We start from the raw sequence: 18,665 nt of genomic DNA, 5'->3' as shown, positions 1-18,665 counted from the left end.
GCACGTCCCTTTCCCGCCCCTCCGGCATGGTGGAGGCGGATATGCATTCCGAGGCGAAGAAGAGTGAGGAGCCGCCCGATGTCTGAAGAACCATCGGTCCCCGTCGAACCCACGGACGATGCCGTCACCGACGGCACGTCGACTGACACCACCTCGGTCTTCCTTCCGGTGCTCTCCGGGATGGGTGCTTCCGATCCCCAGCTGAGCGCCGATGACGTCGCGTCCATAGGCGCGCTGCCGCACGGTTCCGCGCTGCTGATCGCCCACGGGGGTCCCAACGCGGGCTCCCGTTTCCTCCTGGACACCGACAGGGTGACCGTGGGACGGCACCCGGACGCGGACATCTTCCTGGATGACGTGACCGTGTCCCGCAAGCACGCGGAGTTCGTCCGGACCCCGTCAGGCTACGAACTGGTGGACACAGGCAGCCTGAACGGCAGTTACGTCAACCACGACCGGGTGGACCGGGTGCTGCTCAAGAGCGGTGCGGAGGTCCAGATCGGCAAATTCCGCCTGAGCTACTACCCGAGCCCGGCACGCCCGGCCAGCGGGCACTGAGGCGCGCCGCTGGTGGCTTTCGCACAGCCCGGCGGCCGCCGCTCCGGCACCGCCGTCGTCCTGAACATCGGGGAAGTCCTCGCTCGGCTGAGTGAGGACTTCCCCGGCATCTCCGCCTCCAAGATCCGCTTCCTGGAGGAGAAGGGGCTCATCGCGCCCCAGCGCACCCCGGCCGGGTACCGGCAGTACAGCGACTCGGATGTGGAGCGCCTGCGTTTCGTCCTGGCTCTGCAGCGGGACCAGTACCTGCCGTTGAAGGTCATCCGGGACTACCTGGACGCCATCGACCGCGGAGAGCGTCCGGAGAATCTTCCCGGTGGGATGAAGCTCGCGCCACGCGCGGTCTCCGACGACCCCGCGGAGGCCCTCCGGGGACGGTCCCGCCGCCTGACCGAGGCGCAGCTGAGGACCGAGTCCGGAGCCGGCGTCCGCCTGGTCAAGGAGTTGCTGGACTTCGGCATCATCACCCACCAGGACGGGCTGTTCGACGAATGCGCCCTGCAGGTCACGCTGGCGTGTGCCAAGCTGGAGGCACAGGGGCTCCAGCCCCGCCACCTGCGTCCCGTGCTGGCGTCGGCGGAACGTGAGTTCGCCCTGGTGGAGCGGGCCGTGGCGCCCCTGGCGTCGCGCCGGGACGGCGCGTCACAGGCCCGGGCCGCGGAGGCGGCGCGGGAACTCAGCGGCCTGCTGCTGGACCTGCATCAAGCCGTGATCCAGGGGCAGATCGCCCGATTGGAGAAGTGATGATCGAGGTCGAAGTCGTCGGCGTGCGGATCGAGCTTCCGGGGAACCAGCCTCTGGTCCTCCTGAAGGAGGTGCACGGGGAACGCCATGTGCCCATCTGGATCGGCCCGCCGGAGGCGAGTGCCATCGCGCTGGCCCAGCAGGGGGTGGTTCCGCCGCGTCCGCTGACGCACGACCTTCTGCTCGACGTGGTCCATTCGCTGGGCCGGGAACTGGTCTCGGTGACGATCGTGAGTGTGGAGGATTCGGTCTTTTACGCTCAGCTCCAGTTCGACGACGGAACGAGCGTGAGTTCGAGGGCTTCGGACGCGCTGGCGCTGGCACTGCGGGGTCACTGCCGTATCTGGTGCGCGGAACAGGTCCTGGAGGAGGCCGGCGTTCTCATCGATGTGCAGGATGAGGACGCGGAGGTGGCCCGTCCGGTCGGCGACGACGCCGCGGAGCAGCCCGGGGAGGGCGGCGCGGGTGACGCCTCGGCCGCGACGGCGGAGCAGGAGAGTGAGCTCCGGCGCTTCCGCGAGTTCCTGGATGACATCGAGCCCGAGGATTTCGAGCCCTGAGTCCTGACAGTGTCCCAAGGTTCAACTTCAGCTTCAAAGTTTCGACACGCCATTAAAAAGGCCCGAACGTCTTTGACCTGGGGGCCGTGCGGCCCTAACGTCGAAGTATCAGGTTCCCATTGCCTCCCGGCGCGGGCCCGTCCAGACTGGAAACATCACCATCGTCACCACTGATGGCGCAATCCATGTCGGCTCCGCAACCGGGAAGCGTTTCGCGCCCCGGGAACCCGTGAAGAGGAGGAAGACGTGAGTCCGGAAGTCGAGGCAGGCCAGCGCCGTCACGCAGGCGTCCCCACCGTGCCCGCCGCGGGTTCACAAGGACTGCTGTTCACCGAGGACTTGCCGATCCTCGACGAGGATGCCGGGTACCGCGGTCCTACGGCCTGCAAGGCGGCCGGCATCACCTACCGTCAGCTCGACTACTGGGCCCGTACGGGACTGGTTGAACCCACTGTCCGGGGAGCGGCCGGTTCCGGCTCCCAACGGCTGTACAGCTTCCGGGACATCCTGGTCCTGAAGGTGGTCAAGCGGCTTCTGGACACCGGGGTGTCGCTGCAGCAGATCCGCTCTGCCGTCTCACATCTCCGGGAACGCGGTGTCGAAGACCTGGCCCAGATCACCCTGATGAGTGATGGCGCCAGCGTATACGAGTGCACCTCGGCGGATGAAGTGATCGATCTGGTCCAGGGCGGCCAGGGCGTCTTCGGCATCGCCGTCGGCAGGGTCTGGCGCGAGGTGGAGGGGACGCTCGCGGAGCTGCCCAGCGAGCACGCTCTGATTCAGGACTTTCCCGGGGACGAGCTGAGCCGCCGCCGGGCCCAAAAGAAGATCAGCTGAGCGAAGATCAGCTGATCACCCCGGAACATGGAAAGGGCCGCCCCACCTGATGGTGGGGCGGCCCTTTCGTTGCCCGGGACTGCCGCGTGCCGTCAGGCCTGGCGGATGCCGGCCAGAAGCTTGTCGTAGACGGTGGCGACGCCCTTCGCGGAATCGCCGGGCCACTGGTGCACGGCGTGTGCGGCGCCCTGGATCTGCTGCCAATTGGCCAGTTCGGGGACCACGGGTTCCAGCAGCAGCCGTCCGAACATGGAGCGCATCTCCTCGAGCCGGTACACGTGTTCGCTGGAGCCGACGCGAACGCGATTGGCCACGATTCCCGCGGGGTTCAGTGCGGGGGAGAACTCTCGGCGGAACATGTCGATGGCCCGCAGGGTCCGTTCCGTGCCGGCCACGGAGAACAGGCCGGGCTCGGCCACGAGGATCACGTCGTCGCTGGCGTGCCAGGCCATACGGGTCAGGCCGTTGAGTGAGGGCGGGCAGTCGATGAGCACCAGCTCGTAGCCGGTGACCGGCGCCAGGAGGTTCTTCAGCCGCCGCAGATCGCGCCGCCCCAGATCGGGCCGGTCATAGATGCCCGTGTAAGCGGAGCCGATGGCGACGTCGAGTTGTCCGGGGCCCGTGGTCCAGGCGCTGGGGGTGAGATTCCCGGCGAGGCGTGCGCGACGGGCGTTCTTCAGCAGGCGGCCGATGTCGGTCACGTCGCCGGCGTGCGCGCCGAGAGCCGTCGATGCGTCGGCATGCGGGTCAAGGTCGACCACCAGAGTGGGCACACCGGCCGCCAGCGCCGCGGAGGCCAGTCCCGTGGTGACGGAGGTCTTGCCGACGCCACCCTTGAGACTGCTGACGCTTACGACTCGCACTTCTGACTCCACACCCCTGCCATCTCGACTCTCGCATGTGCTGCGCCGTCCGGCCGTCCGGATCCCCTCCGGTGTCCGGCCCTGGGACGGGCGCTTCCTCCATCATAGGGGCGGCGTCCGCCTGGCCGCCCTGATTGCGGCGCGGAGTGGACGCGCGTGTGTCGCCGGGACGTGCCTGGACGGGCCCGCGTTGCACATTTCCGGTCCGGATGCCGTCAGCTGTCGAGGTGGTGCGACGCCACATCGCCGCGTTTCCGCGGGTCAGGGGCCCTGGCGCCTCCGACCTTGCGAGTCACAATCCGTGGACACCTGAAGTGATGCGGTCTCCCGGACGTTACTGTGATACCCATCACGGTCGCTTGTCGCACGTCTGGGACGAACTCCAGACTTGGGGCACGGGACCCACCCGGCGTATGACCAATGGAGAGAAATGTTTTCCAAGATTCTGGTGGCCAACCGCGGTGAAATCGCGATCAGGGCCTTCCGCGCGGGCTACGAGCTCGGCGCCAAGACCGTTGCCGTCTTCCCCCAGGAGGACCGGAACTCGATCCATCGCCAGAAGGCGGACGAGGCGTATCTGATCGGTCAGGAAGGGCACCCGGTCCGGGCCTATCTGGACGTCGAGGAGATCGTCCGGGTCGCCAAGGAGTCCGGGGCGGACGCCATCTACCCGGGCTACGGCTTCCTCTCCGAGAACCCTCACCTGGCCCGGGCCGCGAAGGACGCAGGCATCACCTTCATCGGCCCGCCCGCCGAGGTCCTGGAGCTCGCCGGCAACAAGGTCGCGGCCCTGGCCGCGGCCCGCAAAGCGGGAGTGCCGGTTCTGAAGTCCTCGGAGCCCTCGCGTGACATCGAGGAACTGCTCGCCGCGGCGGACGGGATCGGATTCCCGATCTTCGCCAAGGCGGTGGCCGGCGGTGGCGGGCGCGGCATGCGCCGTGTGGAGACCCGTGAGGAGCTGCGTGGCGCGCTGGAGTCCGCCATGCGGGAGGCCGATGCGGCCTTCGGCGATCCGACGATGTTCCTGGAGCAGGCGGTACTGCGGCCCCGCCACATCGAGGTCCAGATCCTGGCGGACGCCGAGGGAAACGTCATGCACCTTTTCGAGCGCGATTGTTCCCTGCAGCGGCGGCATCAGAAGGTCATCGAAATCGCGCCCGCCCCGGACCTGGACGATTCCATCCGTCAGGCCCTGTACCGGGACGCCGTGGCGTTTGCGAAGGCGCTCGGCTACGTCAACGCGGGAACTGTCGAGTTCCTGGTGGACACGGCCGGTGAGCGCGCCGGCCAGCACGTCTTCATCGAGATGAACCCCCGCATCCAGGTGGAGCACACCGTGACGGAGGAGGTCACGGACGTGGACCTGGTCCAGGCTCAGATGCGCATCGCCTCCGGGGCCACGCTGGCGGACCTCGGCCTGTCCCAGGAGACCGTCAGCCTCAAGGGAGCGGCGCTGCAGTGCCGCATCACCACGGAGGACCCGGCCAACGGCTTCCGGCCGGATGTCGGGAAGATCACCGGCTACCGCTCCGCCGGTGGTGCGGGTGTCCGGCTGGACGGAGGCACCGTCTACTCCGGTGCCGAGATCAGCCCGCACTTCGACTCGATGCTGGTCAAGCTGACCTGCCGCGGACGGGACTACCCGGCCGCTGTCGCCCGCGCCCGCCGCTCTCTGGCCGAGTTCCGCATCCGTGGCGTCTCCACCAACATCCCGTTCCTGCAGGCCGTCCTGGACGATCCGGACTTCGTGGCGGGCAAGGTGGCCACCTCCTTCATCGAGGAGCGCCCGGAGCTGCTGAAGGCGCGCAGCTCCGCCGACCGCGGCACCAAGCTCCTGACGTGGCTCGCCGAGACCACGGTCAACAAGCCGCACGGCGAGCCGCGCGTCACCACGGGCCCGTCCGCGAAGCTTCCGGCAGTGCCGGACGGCGAGGCGCCCGCCGGCTCGCGCCAGAGGCTTCTGGAGCTCGGACCGGAGGGCTTCGCCAAGGCGCTGCGCGAGCAGACCGCCGTCGCCGTCACGGACACCACCTTCCGCGACGCCCACCAGTCCCTCCTGGCCACGCGCGTCCGCACCCGGGACCTCGTCGCGGCCGGACCGGCCGTCTCCAAGCTCCTGCCGGGCCTGTTCTCCGTGGAGGCCTGGGGCGGCGCCACCTACGACGTCGCGCTGCGCTTCCTGGGTGAGGACCCGTGGGAGCGGCTCGCCGCGCTCCGCGAGGCCATCCCGAACGTCTGTCTCCAGATGCTCCTCCGCGGCCGCAACACCGTGGGCTACACGCCGTACCCTGAGGAGGTCACCCGTGCCTTCGTTCAGGAGGCCGCGTCCACCGGTATCGACGTGTTCCGCATCTTCGACGCCTTGAACGACGTCGATCAGATGGAGCCTGCCATCCGGGCCGTCCGGGAGACCGGCACCGCCGTGGCCGAGGTGGCGCTCTGCTACACCGGTGACCTGCTGGATCCGGCGGAGGACCTCTACACGCTGGACTACTACCTGGGCCTGGCCCAGCGGATCGTCGACGCCGGTGCGCACATCCTGGCCATCAAGGACATGGCCGGTCTGTTGCGTCCCGCCGCTGCCGCCACCCTGGTGAGGGCGCTGCGGGAGCGCTTCGACCTCCCGGTGCACCTGCACACGCACGACACGGCAGGCGGCCAGCTGGCCACCCTGCTGGCTGCGGTGGACGCCGGGGTCGACGCCGTCGACGTCGCTTCCGCCTCCCTGGCCGGCACCACCAGCCAGCCGGCCATGTCGGCCCTGGTGGCCGCCCTGGCCCACACGCCGCGGGAGACCGGCCTGAGCCTGGCCGGTGTGGACGCGCTCGAGCCGTACTGGGAGGCCGTGCGCCGCGTGTACGCGCCGTTCGAGTCCGGCCTCGCCTCTCCGACGGGCCGGGTGTACCAGCACGAGATCCCCGGCGGCCAGCTGTCCAATCTCCGCCAGCAGGCCATGGCGCTGGGGCTGGGGGAGCGATTCGAGGCGATCGAGGACATGTACATGGCCGCGGACCGGATCCTGGGCCGTCTGGTCAAGGTCACTCCTTCGTCCAAGGTGGTGGGCGATCTCGCGCTGCATCTGGTGGGCCTCGGCGCCGACCCGGAGGAGTTCCGTGAGAACCCGCAGAACTTCGACATCCCGGATTCGGTGATCGGCTTCCTCAACGGTGAGCTGGGGAACCCCCCGGGCGGCTGGCCGGAGCCGTTCCGCACCAAGGCCCTCCAGGGCCGGGCCGTGAAGCCGCGTGATGTGGAGCTGAGCGCCGAGGACCAGGACGCCCTGCAGGCCGACTCCGTCACCCGGCGTGGCACGCTCAACCGGCTTCTCTTCGCGGGCCCCACCAAGGACTACCAGCGCAGCCGCGAGAGCTATGGGAACCTGTCCGTCCTGGACACCCGCGACTACCTCTACGGCCTGCAGCTCGGCGAGGAGCACGTGATCGAGCTGGAGCGCGGCGTCCGCCTCATCGCCAGCCTGGAGGCGATCTCGGAGGCGGATGAGAAGGGCATGCGCACGGTGCTGTGCAAGCTCAACGGCCAGTCCCGGCCGGTCCGGGTCCGCGACCACGCCGTGCAGAGCAACGTCAAGGCGGCCGAGAAGGCGGACCCGTCCGTGCCCGGGCAGGTGGCCGCGCCCTTCGCCGGCGCCGTGTCCCTGAAGGTGAAGGTGGGGGACACCGTCGCCGCGGGGGACGCTGTGGCGACCATCGAGGCGATGAAGATGGAGGCCTCCATCACCACCCCCGTCGGCGGCACCGTGCAGCGGGCGGCGATCTCCGACGTCGAGCAGGTCCAGGGCGGTGACCTCCTGCTGGTCATCGGCTAGCGCGGACACTGCAGAGGCCCGGCACCCCGTGGGGGTGCCGGGCCTCTGCAGTGCCGGGCGGATCAGGCGGGTTTGGGAGCCGAGTACATCTCCTCGATGACCTCGGAGTAGTCCTTGACCACCTGGGCGCGCTTGACCTTCAGGGACGGGGTCAGGTGCCCGGAGGCCTCCGTGAAGTCTGCCGGGACGATCCGGAAGGACTTGATGGCCTCGGCCTGGGACACGGAGCCGTTGGCCTTGGTGATGAGGGACTGGACCGCATCCTTGACCTCGGTGCGGCGGGCTGCCTCGGCGACCGTCAGGCCCGCGGGGAGCCCGTGGCGCTCCAGCCAGCCGGGGAGGGCCTCCTCGTCCAGCGTGACCAGGGCGCCGATGAACGGCCGGTTGTCGCCCACCACCAGGACCTGGGAGACCAGGGCGTCGGCCCGGATCTGGTCTTCCAGCTGGGCGGGGGCCACGTTCTTGCCGCCGGCGGTGACGATGATCTCCTTCTTCCGGCCCGTGATCCGCAGGAAGCCCTGCTCGTCCAGTTCGCCGATGTCACCCGTGTGGAACCAGCCGTCGGTGAACGCCTCGGCCTGCAGCTCCGGACGGTTGTAGTAGCCGCGCATGACGCAGACGCCCTTGGCGAGGATCTCGCCGTCGTCCGCGATCCTGACCGCATTGCCCGGCAGGGGCGGACCCACGGTGCCGATGCGGTTCAGTTGCAAGGTGTTGACCGTGATGGGCGCGGTGGTCTCCGTGAGGCCGTAGCCCTCCAGGACCAGCAGGCCGATGCCGTTGAAGAAGTGACCCAGCCGCTCGCCCAGGGGACCGCCGCCGGACACCGCGTGGGAGACCCGCCCGCCCATGGCGTCGCGCAGCTTCTTGTAGACCAGCACGTCGAAGAGGCGGTGCTTCAGGCTCAGCACCAGTCCTGCGCCCCCGTTCTGCCGGGCACGGGAGTAGGCGATGGCCGTCTCGGCGGCCTTACGGAAGATGGCCCCCTTGCCGCCGTCGTCGGCCTTGGACAGCGCCGAGTTGTAGACCTTCTCGAACACCCGGGGGACGGTGAGGATGAAGGTCGGCCGGAAGCTCTGAAGGTCCGCCAGAAGGTTCTTCACGTCCGGGGTGTGGCCCACCCGGGCGCCCGCTGCCACGGCCAGGACCGCGATGAAACGGGCGAACACGTGGGCCATGGGCAGGAACATGATGGTGGAGGAGTGATCGTTGACGATCGTGCCGAGCTCGGACAGGGCGTTGTCGGAGAGCTCGGCGAAGTTGGCGTGAGTCAGCTCGCAGCCCTTGGGACGGCCGGTGGTCCCGGAGGTGTAGATGATGGTGGCGAGGTCATCGAGGACGGCCGCGCTGCGGCGCTCTTCGAGCTCGGCGTCCGTGATCTGGGTGCCCAGGTCGCGCAGCTCGTCGAGGCCGCCGGCCTCGATCTGCCAGACGTTCCTCATCCGGTCCAGGTTCTCGGCCTGGACGGCGGCCCGGATGGCGTGCTCATGGTGCGCCTGCTCGGCGAAGGCGCCCACGGCGCCGGAGTCGCCCAGGTTCCAGGCGATCTGGCTGGGGGAGGAGGTCTCATAGATCGGGACGGACACCGCGCCCGCGAACCAGACGGCGAAGTCGACGAGGGTCCATTCGTAGCGCGTGCGGGACATGATGCCGACGCGGTCGCCACGCTGCACCCCGGCGGCGATGAGTCCCTTGGCGAGGGCGCTGACGTCGGCCAGGAATGCGGAGGCGGTCACGTCCTGCCAGACGCCGGAGGCGTCCCTCGTGGCGAAGAGCGCCGGGTCCCCTGCACCACCGGTGTGACGCAGCAGGAGGTCGGTGATGTTGCTCTGCCGGTCCAGGTGGACTTTGGGCGGCATGCTGAATTCTCGCACGGTGGCTCCTTCGATATCCCGTCCCCCGGCAGGGCGTGACACCAGCGTACCTGGGCCCACCGGAGGCGGACGGTCCTGCGGGGAATGTGATCCACATTATACCTACTGGCCAGTAACTTAGTGTTGCTCCCTACGATGGGGCCATGCAGCGTTCAGCACCGGCTCCGGGTCCCCTCCTCTCCATCGGGATCGACATCGGGGGAACCAAGGTCGCCGCAGGCCTCGTGGACCGGCGCGGCCGGATCCTGCGCACGCTGCGCCGCGACACTCCGGGCCATGACGCCGTTCAGGTGGAGGAGGTCATCACGGAACTCGTCCAGGAGCTGAGCCGCGGCCGCTGGGCGGTGCCGGTGGGCATCGGGGCCGCCGGGTGGATGGACCTCGACGGCGGCACCGTGCTTTTCAGCCCCCACCTCGCCTGGCGGAACGAGCCGTTGCGGGAGCGGCTGGAGGAGCGTCTCCGGCGCCGGGTGCATGTGGCGAACGACGCCGACGCGGCGGCGTGGGCGGAGTGGCGTTTCGGTGCCGGCCGTGGAGAGCCCCGGCTGGTCTGCGTCACGCTCGGCACCGGGATCGGCGGCGGCATGGTCAACGACGGCCGTCTGGAACGGGGCCGGCACGGCGTCGCGGGGGAGTTCGGCCACGCCATCATCGTCCCCGGCGGTCACCGCTGCGAGTGCGGCAACCGCGGATGCTGGGAGCAGTACGCCTCCGGGAACGCCTTGGGGCGTGACGCCCGTGAACTCGCTGCCGCCCAGTCGCCCATGGCCCGGGAGATCCTGCAGGCCGTGGGAGGGGACCCGGACAGGGTCACCGGTGCCCTGGTCACCGAGCTGGCACTCCGCGGTGACGCGCAGTGCCGCGAACTTGTGGCGGATGTCGGGGAGTGGCTGGGTCTGGGCCTGGCCAACCTCGCCGCCGCCCTGGACCCCGGGACATTCGTCATCGGCGGGGGGCTGTCCGCGGCCGGGGACCTTCTCCTGGAGCCCGCCGTCCGGACGTTCCACCGGAATCTGACGGGACGGGGATTCCGCCCGGCGGCCCGGATCCGGCTCGCGGAACTCGGGCCGGAAGCCGGACTGGTGGGCGCGGCGGATCTGGCGCGGGTGGCCGCGAGAAGGAATCCATTCCGCGGCCGCATCCCCGTGCGGCGTGGAATGCTCAAGCCACGCTAGATCCGTGCGCCGTCGTCGCGGTCGTCACCGTCCGTGCCGTGGGGCAGGCGCCAGAGCAGGTACCCGGTGCCGGCCGCGAAGGCGGCCACCAGAAGCCACCACAGCGGTCCCGGGGCGGAGCGCCAGAAGATCAGGAACACCACCAGGAGCATGGGAGCCCCGGCCGCGCCCGCCCAGGCGAGAACCAGCCGTGGGTCCGCATTGCTGAAGATTTCAGGATCCTCCGGCACGAAGGCGTCCGAGTCGTCCTCCAGGTCCGGATCCGGCACGTGGTCACGTGGGCCCTGCCCGGCGGAAAGCGGCAGGGAGTCCGCCCGGCTCAGGCCCAGCGGATCGAACGAGGCGAAGCGCGGCTCGGCGATGGGCCCCTCGTCCTCCGGCAGCGGGCCACTAGGGGTGGCCTCGAGCCGGGCCACCAGCTCGGCCCAGATGGCATCTTCGTCCTGGGGCTCGTGCCCCTCCGGTGCGGAGCCGCCGGAGTTCTTCCCGTCATCAGCGGCCACGGCCGGCCTCCAGAGCGTCGATGAAGGAGACGCTGCCGGCGAAGATCCCGGGCGCGTCATTGTCCAGGGTGGCCACGTGATAGCTGTTCTCCAGCCACTGGGTCTCCAGCAGCCCGTCCCGCAGCCCTGCCTGGAGCGCCCGGACGCTCGAGTCGCCCACGATGTGGTCGGTGCGCGAGCGGAAGAGGTGCACCGGTGCACCGATGCGGGGAAGGAGCTCCCGGGTGTTGGCGAACAGCTTGTACAGTTCGTGTGCGGAGGCGGTGGGCGTCCGGTCGTAGGCACCTTCGTCCCCGCCGGGCTTGAGGATGTCGTTGCCGATCGCCGGGGTCGACTTGAGCACGTGCTTGAGGACGCCCGCCAGGGGAGCCCGCCAGTCGTCGATGACCAGTCCGGGATTGACCACCACCGTACCGGCCACGGGCTTGAGTGCGGCCAGCCGGAGCGCAAGGCAGCCGCCCATCGACAGTCCCGCGCTCACCACCGCATCGCAGCCCTGTGCGAGTTCCTGGTATGCGGCCTCGTAGGCGCGGTACCAGTCCTGCCAGTGGCGTGTCGCCAGGTCCTCCCAGCTCGTCCCGTGTCCGGGCAGGAGCGGCATGCGCACGGCGAAGCCGGCGTCCGCCAAGTGCGCGGCCCAGTCGCGCAGGGCGTGCGGGCTTCCGGTGAAGCCATGCGCCAGAACCACCCCGACGCGGCCGCGCGGGCCGTGGCCGTCACTGAAGAACGGTTCGTGGGAGATGATCGCCTCGCTGCTCATGAGTCCATCATTCCCCAAAGCAGGGTCCCTGGGACACCCTCATGCCGTGCAGTAGTCTGGCCCCAGGCGACCCGCGCCGAAGGGCGCCGCCGACGGACCCGTCCAAGGAGATGAAGCCATGTTCTACTGGCTGATGAAGAACATCATCATCGGTCCGCTGGTCAAGACGCTGTTCCGGCCGTGGGTGAAGGGACTGGACAATATCCCCCGGGAGGGGGCCGCGATCCTGGCGTCGAACCACCTCTCGTTCTCCGACTCGATCTTCATGCCGCTCGAGGTTCCCCGGCCCGTGACGTTCCTGGCCAAAAGCGAGTACTTCACCGGTACTGGGCTCAAGGGCCGGCTCGTGGCGGCCTTCTTCCGGATGACCAACCAGCTCCCCATGGACCGTTCGGGAGGCACTGCCTCCAGTCTTTCCCTCGGGGCGGGCGCGGACGTGCTCCGCCAAGGTGAGCTCCTCGGCATCTATCCGGAGGGGACGCGCAGCCCTGACGGGCGGCTGTACCGCGGCAAGGTGGGGGTGGCCCGCCTGGCCCTGGAGTGCAGGGTGCCCATCATCCCCGTGGCCATGATCGGCACGGACCAGGTCCAGCCGATCGGCAAGCGGGTGCCGAACATCCGGCGGATCGGGGTCATCTTCGGAGAGCCGCTGGACTTCAGTGAGTTCTACAGCCGTGCCGAGGAGTACGAGGTGCAGCGGGAGGTCGTGGACACCGTCATGGAGCGCCTCATGCGGCTCTCCGGGCAGGAATACGTCGATAAGTACGCAGCGGCCGTCAAGGCCGAGGCGGCCGCCGCGTCAGCGGCGGACGCGGACCGGACGGACCGGGACGACGACGCCGGCGACGGGCCGTCCTGAGCGGCGCCGCGCCGTCGTTGTCCGCGTTGTGGACCGGGCGCGGGTGCCTCACGCGCGGGAGTCTAGAATCAGAGGCGTGACTGAGCTTTCCACCGCAGCGACCAACGATTCCATCGCGGCCTTCGAAGCCGCCTCCCAGAGCGGCGCCGCGGACTATCCCGGACTGGACACCTGGCGCTCGTTGCCGATCAACCAGCAGCCCACCTGGGCCGATCCCGAGGTCTTCGCGGCATCGGTCAAGGAGCTCTCCATCCTTCCGCCGCTCGTGTTCGCGGGCGAGGTGGACGTCCTCCGGGAGCGTCTCGCCGCCGCGGCACAGGGTAAGGCCTTCCTGCTCCAGGGCGGCGACTGCGCGGAGACGTTCGAGGCCGCCACGGCCGACCGCATCTCCTCCCGGGTGAAGACGATCCTGCAGATGGCGGTCGTGCTGACCTACGGCGCTTCCCTCCCCGTGATCAAGATGGGCCGCATGGCCGGTCAGTTCGCCAAGCCGCGCTCCTCCAACGATGAGACCCGCGACGGTGTGACCCTCCCCGCGTACCGCGGTGACATCGTCAACGGCTACGACTTCACCCCGGAATCCCGCGCCCACGACGCAGGCCGCATGCTCCGCGCGTACCACACCTCGGCCTCCACGCTGAACCTCATCCGGGCCTTCACCACGGGCGGCTTCGCCGATCTGCGCCTGGTGCACCAGTGGAACAAGGGCTTCACGGCCAACCCCGCCCACGCCCGTTACGAGTCCCTGGCCAAGGACATCGACCGCGCCATCACGTTCATGCAGTCCTGCGGCGCCGACTTCGAGGCCCTGCGCCGTGTCGAGTTCTTCGCCAGCCACGAAGCCCTCCTGCTGGACTACGAGCGTGCCCTGACCCGCATCGACTCCCGCACGGGCTTCCCGTACGACACGTCCTCGCACTTCCTCTGGATCGGTGAGCGGACTCGCGAGCTGGACCACGCCCACATCGACTTCCTGTCCCGCGTACGCAACCCCATCGGCGTCAAGCTCGGCCCGAGCACCACGGGCGACGACGCGCTGCGCCTGATCGACAAGCTGGACCCGAACCGCGAGCCCGGCCGCCTCACCTTCATCACCCGCATGGGTGCCGGCAAGATCCGCGAGAACCTGCCGCCCATCGTGGAGAAGGTCACCGCCTCCGGGGCGCAGGTCCTCTGGGTCACCGACCCCATGCACGGCAACACCGTCACCAGCAAGAACGGCTACAAGACCCGTCGCTTCGACGACGTCATGGACGAGGTCCGCGGCTTCTTCGAGGTCCACGAGTCCCTCGGCACCTTCCCGGGCGGCCTGCACGTGGAGATGACCGGTGACGACGTCGCCGAGTGCCTGGGCGGTGCCGATCCCATCGACGAGGCCGCCTTCGAGGATCGCTACGAGTCCGTGTGCGACCCGCGCCTGAACCACATGCAGTCCCTGGAACTCGCATTCCTGGTGGCGGGGTCGCTCGCCAAGCGCTGAGTCCCGCCCGGACCGCCACGAGGCCCAGGCCGTCTGACACCCGTCAGCGGACCTGGGCTTCGTCGTCTTCGATGAGCTGCCGCGCGGACAGCTCGGCGAACGCGCCGCCGGCGGCCCGCAGCTCCGGTGCGGTGCCGCGCTCCAGCACCTGGCCGTCGTCGAGCACCACGATCTGGTCCGCATCCTCCACCGTGGACAGGCGGTGTGCGATGGTCAGGGTGGTGCGGGTGGCGGCCAGGTGGTCCAGGGCCGCCTGCACCTGAGCCTCCGTGGTATTGTCCAGAGCGCTCGTGGCCTCGTCCAGCACCAGGACCCGGGGGTTGCGCAGGAGGGTCCGAGCGATGGCCAGGCGCTGCTGCTCCCCGCCGGAGAAGCGGTGGCCCCGGGCACCCACCATGGTGTCCAGCCCGCCGGGCAGGCCGCGGACCAGCTCCGCCACATGGGCCGCCTCGAGTGCCTCCCAGAGGACATCGTCCGAGGCATCAGGGGCGGCGATCAGCAGATTGTCCCGCACGGAGGCGTGCACCAGGTACGTCTCCTGCGAGACGACGCCGACGAGCTTCGCCAGATCGTCGAAGCTGAAGTCCCTGACGTCGACGCCATCGATCGTGACCCGCCCGGCGCCGGTGTCGTTCAGCCGGGGGAGGAGGGACGCCAGCGTCGACTTGCCGGAACCGGTGTGGCCGACGACGGCGGTGGTGGTGCCTGCGGGGATCCTCACGCTGACGTCGTGGAGCACCTCGCGGTCGCTGCCGGGGTAGGAGAAGGAGACCTGCTCGAAGCGGACCTCGCCGCGGACGCGGGCCGGGTCCACGGCGACCGGGTTCTCCGGCTCTTTGATCTCCGGCACCAGGTCCAGCCACTCGAAGATCCGGGAGAAGAACGCCATGGCCGTCACCCACTGAACACCCACGCTCATGAGGCCCATGACGGGGCGCAGAAGCCCCGACTGCAGAGCCGTGTAGGCCACGATCGTTCCGATCGAGAGGCCCGCCCCACCGACCGGGAACCCGGCTGCCAGGTAGATGACGGCCGGGATGGCGGCGAAGACCACCTGGAGAGCGGCCATGCGCCAGCGGCCGGCCAGCTGAGAGTGCATCTCCAGCTCGGCCAGATCCCGGCTCGCCTCACCGAAGCGGAGAGCATCGCGCCCGGTCGATCCGAGGGTCTTGGCCAGGCGGATCCCGGACACGGAGAGGCCCTCGTCCACATACGTCTGCAGTTCTGCCATCTTGGCCTGCTGCTTCGCCGTGATGTCACGGCGCTGCAGGGCCACCTTGCGGGCCACCCACACGGAAGGCGGGAGCACCAGGAGTGAGACCAGGCTGAGCCAGGGGGAGAGCGCCACCATGGCGATCATCGTGCCGATGGCGGTGGTCACATTGGATGCCACCGCGGTGGCCGTGTTGGTGACCAGGTTCTGCATCCCGTTGATGTCGTTGGTCATGCGCGACTGCACTTCACCGCCGTGGGTCCGGGTGAAGAACCCCAGGGACTGGGCCTGGAGGTGTCCGAACAGCCGCGTTCGCAGATCGTGCATGACGCCCTGGCCGACGCGCGTGGAGATCCAGGTCTGCCACACGCCGATGACGGCGTTGACGGCCGCGACGGCGACCATGCCGAGGACTAGGAGGACCAGCAGCTGGACGCGCCCGTGCGGCAGCGCGTCGTCGATCACGCCGCGCACCAGGAAGGGCTGGAAGAGCGAGACCACCGAGCTTCCGGTGATGAGGACCACCACCAGCAGCAGCGGCCGCGTGTACGCCGAGAAGAGCGCCGCGATCCGGCGTTTGCTCACCGGGTGCTGGGCCAGCTGGGAGCGATCGGCCTTGCTCACCCGGCCGGGGCCGCCCATCATGCGGCCTGCGCCGGCGCGAGGGCTGTGGGGAACGGCTCCGTGCGTCATTCATGGCCTCCTGGCTGGAAGAAGGGTGGGCGGGCCGGGTCCGCCGCGGGGGAGCGTGCACTCCCGTCACACATATAAAGAGGTTACCTCTCAATCTATTCCCTGGCGCTACAGTGAAGACATGAATTCAGATCGCATGGAGCTCGCCGATCTGGTCCACTCCGTCTCCCGCGGCCTGCGCCGCAGCTGGATGGCGGATCTGGCACCGTTCGGGATCTCCCCGCACCAGTGGCGGGCGCTGCACGTGATCGCCACGCATGATGGCGATCCGCCACGCCAGCGTGACGTTGCGGCCATGCTGCGGATCGCCCCCCGATCGGCGGCCGAGGTGATCGCTCAGCTGGAATCGGAAGGCCTGATCGTGCGCGCCGAGGACCCCATGGATGGCCGGGCGATGCTCCTGGCCGCCACGGCAGAGGGGCGGGAGCTGGAACGCCGCATCTGGGCTGTCCGGGCTCAGCGGGGGGAGGAGTACTTCTCCACCCTGGACGCGGAGGACCGGGAACAGCTCAAGCGCCTCCTGGACTCACTCCTGGAAGCGCATCCGGGCACCGGGGAGGCCTGGAGGATCCCGCCTAGGCGACCGTGATGGTGATCGTGGAGCCTTCGGGCTGCTCGCCGGTCTTGTCCTGTCCGGCCACCAGCCCGAAGATGGGCCGCCCGTAGGTGTAGTCGCTCTGCACCGTGAAGCCGGCCGCCTGGAGGATCTGGACGGCGTCCTTCTCCGACTTGCCGAAGACATCGGGCACCTTCACCATGCGCGGTCCCTTGGAGACGGTCAGAGTGACCGTCTGCCCCTTGAAAAGGGTGCCCCCGGCGGGCTTCTGCGTGACCACCTTGCCCGCCGGGACCTCCTTGCTGAAGACCTGCTCCGGAGCGACGGACGCTGCGAGCCCCGCGGCTTGCAGCTTCTTGGCCGCCTCGTCGGCGCCCAGGCCGAGCACGGACGGTACGGGAATCGGCTGAGGCCCCTTGGACACCACCAGGTTCACCGGGGACTCCCGGCGCAGCAGTGTCCCGGCGGACGGGTCCTGACCGATGATCCGGCCGGCGGGCACGGAGTCGCTGAAGTCCTGTGACGCGGTGCCGGTCGCCAGGTTCGCCTCGGTGAGCGCCGTGCGGGCGGCGTCGAGGCTCTGCCCGCTCAGGCTCGGGACCGCGAACAGCTGTGGGCCCTTGGAGACCAGGAGCTGCACGCTTTCGAATTTACGGATCACGGTGCCCGCCGCGGGCTCCGTGGCCACCACGAGACCGCGGCCGACCTTGTCATCGAAGACCTGCTGCTCGCTCGAATGGACCCCGTAGCCGTTCAGGATGTCGGACGCCTGACCCGAGGGCTGATTCTTCAGATCCGGAAGGGTGACTTGAGCGCCGGGGCCCATTGCGAAGAACCAGCCTGCCAGTGCCGCGAGCACGGCCAGCAGCACGATGAGACCCGCCCAGAGCAAGCCGCGGCGCCGAGGATTGCCGGAACGCAGCTGCCGCGTCGGCGTCGCCAGTGCCCGTTCACGCCTCCTGGCCTCCTCCTTGTCGAGGCGCCGCTGCTCCCGCTTGCTCGGCGAGGCCTCGGGAGTCGCCGCCGGAAGGACGGTCGTGGCATCCTGGCCGGGCAGCGGGCCGAGGACCGACGTCGGGTCGTGCTCCGGGCTGAGGACCTGGGTGGCCGAACCGGCGGCGCTCAGGGCCTCAGTGGCGTGGCCGAACAGGCCGATGGCCTCCGTGGCCGCCTCGGCGGTGGGACGCGCGGCCGGCGGCGCCGCGAGATCGAGTGCTTCGGGCGGCAGCGCGGCCGAGACGTGGCGCAGCTCGCCGAGGAACGCTCCCGCGTCGACGGGCCGCTGGTCGGGGTCCTTGGCGGTGGCCCACTGGACCAGCTCATCGAAGTCCTGCGCCAGCCCCGGACGCTTCAGCGACGGAGCCGGGACCGCGTCATTGACGTGTTGGTAGGCCACCTGGATGGGCATGTCACCCGTGAACGGCACCGACCCGGTGAGGAGCTCGTAGAGGAGGATGCCGCAGGAGTACACGTCACTGCGGGCATCGGCGTCCTGCCGCTGGAACAGCTCCGGGGAGAGGTACGCGGCCGTGCCCAGGAGCTCGCCGGTGCTGGTGCGGGTGGTCGCGAGACGGGCCAGCCCGAAGTCGCCCACCTTGACGGCCCCGTCGTGGGAGATGAGGACGTTCTCCGGCTTGATGTCCCGATGGATCAGCCCGGCGTCGTGCGCGGCCGCCAGGCCTTCGAGCGCGGGCGCCAGATAGCTGATCGCGACGCGCGGCGACAGTGCGCCTTCCGAGCGGATGACGTCGCGGAGCGTCCGGCCCTGGATGTACTCCATGACCAGATATGTCAGGTTCCCCTGCCGGCCATGGTCCAGGACGGCCACCACGTGGGGGTGGGAGAGCCGGGCGGAGGACCGTGCCTCCCGGGCGAAGCGCTCCACGAACGCCTCGTCCGCGGCCAGTTGCGGGTGGAGCACCTTGAGTGCCACGGGACGTTCCAGAGCGATGTGCAGAGCCTTGTACACGGTGGACATGCCGCCGTCGGCGATCCGTTCGAGGACACGGTACCTGTTGTCCACGATCGTGCCGAGCAGCGGGTCTTCAGAGCGGTTTTGCACCCTTCGATCCTACGCGAGCGGTCCCGCCGTGCCGTGATCCGGCGCCCGTGCCGGAACGCGGAACGGCCAGGGTCAGGCACGTGAAGTGCCGGACCCTGGCCG

At 69.4% G+C, this 18,665-nt stretch carries 15 protein-coding genes; 9 read left to right on the top strand and 6 right to left on the bottom strand.

Features of this window, described 5'->3' with window-relative positions:
* The first annotated feature begins 78 nt into the window (after window positions 1-78).
* From Q9R02_RS03575 to Q9R02_RS03560, 4 genes are all read left to right on the top strand, one after another.
* On the top strand, window positions 79-558 hold the full coding sequence (locus tag Q9R02_RS03575) for an FHA domain-containing protein (protein WP_305995251.1): 480 nt from the start codon (window positions 79-81) through the stop codon (window positions 556-558).
* A gap of 12 nt (window positions 559-570) precedes the next feature.
* A complete protein-coding gene (gene ftsR, locus Q9R02_RS03570) occupies window positions 571-1,302 on the top strand; it encodes a transcriptional regulator FtsR (protein ID WP_305995250.1) in 732 nt (243 codons plus the stop codon).
* Entirely contained in the window at window positions 1,302-1,862 is a 561-nt protein-coding gene (locus Q9R02_RS03565) for a bifunctional nuclease family protein (RefSeq protein ID WP_305995249.1), read from the top strand. Before ftsR ends, Q9R02_RS03565 begins: the two co-directional genes overlap by 1 nt.
* Before the next feature lie 246 nt (window positions 1,863-2,108).
* On the top strand, window positions 2,109-2,699 hold the full coding sequence (locus Q9R02_RS03560; RefSeq protein WP_305995248.1) for a MerR family transcriptional regulator: 591 nt from the start codon (window positions 2,109-2,111) through the stop codon (window positions 2,697-2,699).
* 92 nt (window positions 2,700-2,791) lie between these two features.
* On the opposite strand, the gene Q9R02_RS03555 is transcribed toward Q9R02_RS03560, so the two are convergent.
* Window positions 2,792-3,562, bottom strand: coding sequence for a ParA family protein (locus Q9R02_RS03555; RefSeq protein ID WP_305995247.1), 771 nt, complete (start codon window positions 3,560-3,562; stop codon window positions 2,792-2,794).
* Window positions 3,563-3,992: 430 nt separating this feature from the next.
* Here Q9R02_RS03555 and Q9R02_RS03550 point away from each other — a divergent pair, with 430 nt between their 5' ends.
* A complete protein-coding gene (locus tag Q9R02_RS03550) occupies window positions 3,993-7,388 on the top strand; it encodes a pyruvate carboxylase (RefSeq protein WP_305995246.1) in 3,396 nt (1,131 codons plus the stop codon).
* A 62-nt stretch (window positions 7,389-7,450) separates the two neighbouring features.
* Here Q9R02_RS03550 and Q9R02_RS03545 read toward each other — a convergent pair whose 3' ends face one another.
* On the bottom strand, window positions 7,451-9,262 hold the full coding sequence (locus Q9R02_RS03545; protein WP_305995245.1) for an AMP-dependent synthetase/ligase: 1,812 nt from the start codon (window positions 9,260-9,262) through the stop codon (window positions 7,451-7,453).
* 143 nt (window positions 9,263-9,405) lie between these two features.
* Here Q9R02_RS03545 and Q9R02_RS03540 point away from each other — a divergent pair, with 143 nt between their 5' ends.
* Window positions 9,406-10,437 (top strand): ROK family glucokinase, encoded by a 1,032-nt coding sequence (locus Q9R02_RS03540; RefSeq protein ID WP_305995244.1) that lies wholly within the window; start codon window positions 9,406-9,408, stop codon window positions 10,435-10,437.
* Here the strand turns inward: Q9R02_RS03540 and Q9R02_RS03535 are convergent.
* Window positions 10,434-10,940 carry a hypothetical protein gene (locus tag Q9R02_RS03535; protein WP_305995243.1) on the bottom strand — a complete coding sequence of 169 codons (507 nt, stop codon included), beginning with the start codon at window positions 10,938-10,940 and terminating at the stop codon, window positions 10,434-10,436. The genes Q9R02_RS03540 and Q9R02_RS03535 overlap by 4 nt on opposite strands.
* The gene (locus Q9R02_RS03530; RefSeq protein WP_305995242.1) at window positions 10,930-11,700 is read right to left on the bottom strand and encodes an alpha/beta hydrolase; all 771 of its coding nucleotides are present in this window, start codon (window positions 11,698-11,700) and stop codon (window positions 10,930-10,932) included. Before Q9R02_RS03530 ends, Q9R02_RS03535 begins: the two co-directional genes overlap by 11 nt.
* 118 nt (window positions 11,701-11,818) lie before the next feature.
* Here Q9R02_RS03530 and Q9R02_RS03525 point away from each other — a divergent pair, with 118 nt between their 5' ends.
* Window positions 11,819-12,559 carry a lysophospholipid acyltransferase family protein gene (locus Q9R02_RS03525; protein WP_305995241.1) on the top strand — a complete coding sequence of 247 codons (741 nt, stop codon included), beginning with the start codon at window positions 11,819-11,821 and terminating at the stop codon, window positions 12,557-12,559.
* Window positions 12,560-12,635: 76 nt separating this feature from the next.
* Window positions 12,636-14,039, top strand: coding sequence for a class II 3-deoxy-7-phosphoheptulonate synthase (locus Q9R02_RS03520; protein ID WP_305995240.1), 1,404 nt, complete (start codon window positions 12,636-12,638; stop codon window positions 14,037-14,039).
* 43 nt (window positions 14,040-14,082) lie between these two features.
* Here the strand turns inward: Q9R02_RS03520 and Q9R02_RS03515 are convergent, their stop codons facing one another.
* Window positions 14,083-15,945, bottom strand: a complete 1,863-nt coding sequence (locus tag Q9R02_RS03515; RefSeq protein ID WP_305995239.1) for an ABC transporter ATP-binding protein — start codon at window positions 15,943-15,945, stop codon at window positions 14,083-14,085.
* Window positions 15,946-16,066: 121 nt separating this feature from the next.
* Here Q9R02_RS03515 and Q9R02_RS03510 point away from each other — a divergent pair, with 121 nt between their 5' ends.
* Complete coding sequence (locus Q9R02_RS03510; RefSeq protein WP_305995238.1) at window positions 16,067-16,534, top strand: MarR family winged helix-turn-helix transcriptional regulator; 468 nt, start codon at window positions 16,067-16,069, stop codon at window positions 16,532-16,534.
* Here the strand turns inward: Q9R02_RS03510 and pknB are convergent.
* Window positions 16,521-18,563 carry a Stk1 family PASTA domain-containing Ser/Thr kinase gene (pknB, locus tag Q9R02_RS03505; RefSeq protein ID WP_305995237.1) on the bottom strand — a complete coding sequence of 681 codons (2,043 nt, stop codon included), beginning with the start codon at window positions 18,561-18,563 and terminating at the stop codon, window positions 16,521-16,523. The genes Q9R02_RS03510 and pknB overlap by 14 nt on opposite strands.
* Window positions 18,564-18,665: the final 102 nt, after the last annotated feature.

The organism is Arthrobacter horti, from assembly GCF_030731045.1.
GTDB classification, from domain to species: Bacteria; Actinomycetota; Actinomycetes; order Actinomycetales; family Micrococcaceae; genus Arthrobacter_E; species Arthrobacter_E nanjingensis.
Note: the sequence above shows the minus strand (reverse complement) of the source record. Positions and strands in the feature narration are given on the sequence as shown.

Coding starts and splice junctions, on each gene's coding strand:
- Q9R02_RS03575 (WP_305995251.1), top strand. CDS start 79: ATGTCTGAAGAACCATCGGTCCCCGTCGAACCCACGGACGATGCCGTC.
- Q9R02_RS03565 (WP_305995249.1), top strand. CDS start 1,302: ATGATCGAGGTCGAAGTCGTCGGCGTGCGGATCGAGCTTCCGGGGAAC.
- Q9R02_RS03550 (WP_305995246.1), top strand. CDS start 3,993: ATGTTTTCCAAGATTCTGGTGGCCAACCGCGGTGAAATCGCGATCAGG.
- Q9R02_RS03540 (WP_305995244.1), top strand. CDS start 9,406: ATGCAGCGTTCAGCACCGGCTCCGGGTCCCCTCCTCTCCATCGGGATC.
- Q9R02_RS03530 (WP_305995242.1), bottom strand. CDS start 11,700: ATGAGCAGCGAGGCGATCATCTCCCACGAACCGTTCTTCAGTGACGGC.
- Q9R02_RS03525 (WP_305995241.1), top strand. CDS start 11,819: ATGTTCTACTGGCTGATGAAGAACATCATCATCGGTCCGCTGGTCAAG.
- Q9R02_RS03515 (WP_305995239.1), bottom strand. CDS start 15,945: ATGACGCACGGAGCCGTTCCCCACAGCCCTCGCGCCGGCGCAGGCCGC.
- Q9R02_RS03510 (WP_305995238.1), top strand. CDS start 16,067: ATGAATTCAGATCGCATGGAGCTCGCCGATCTGGTCCACTCCGTCTCC.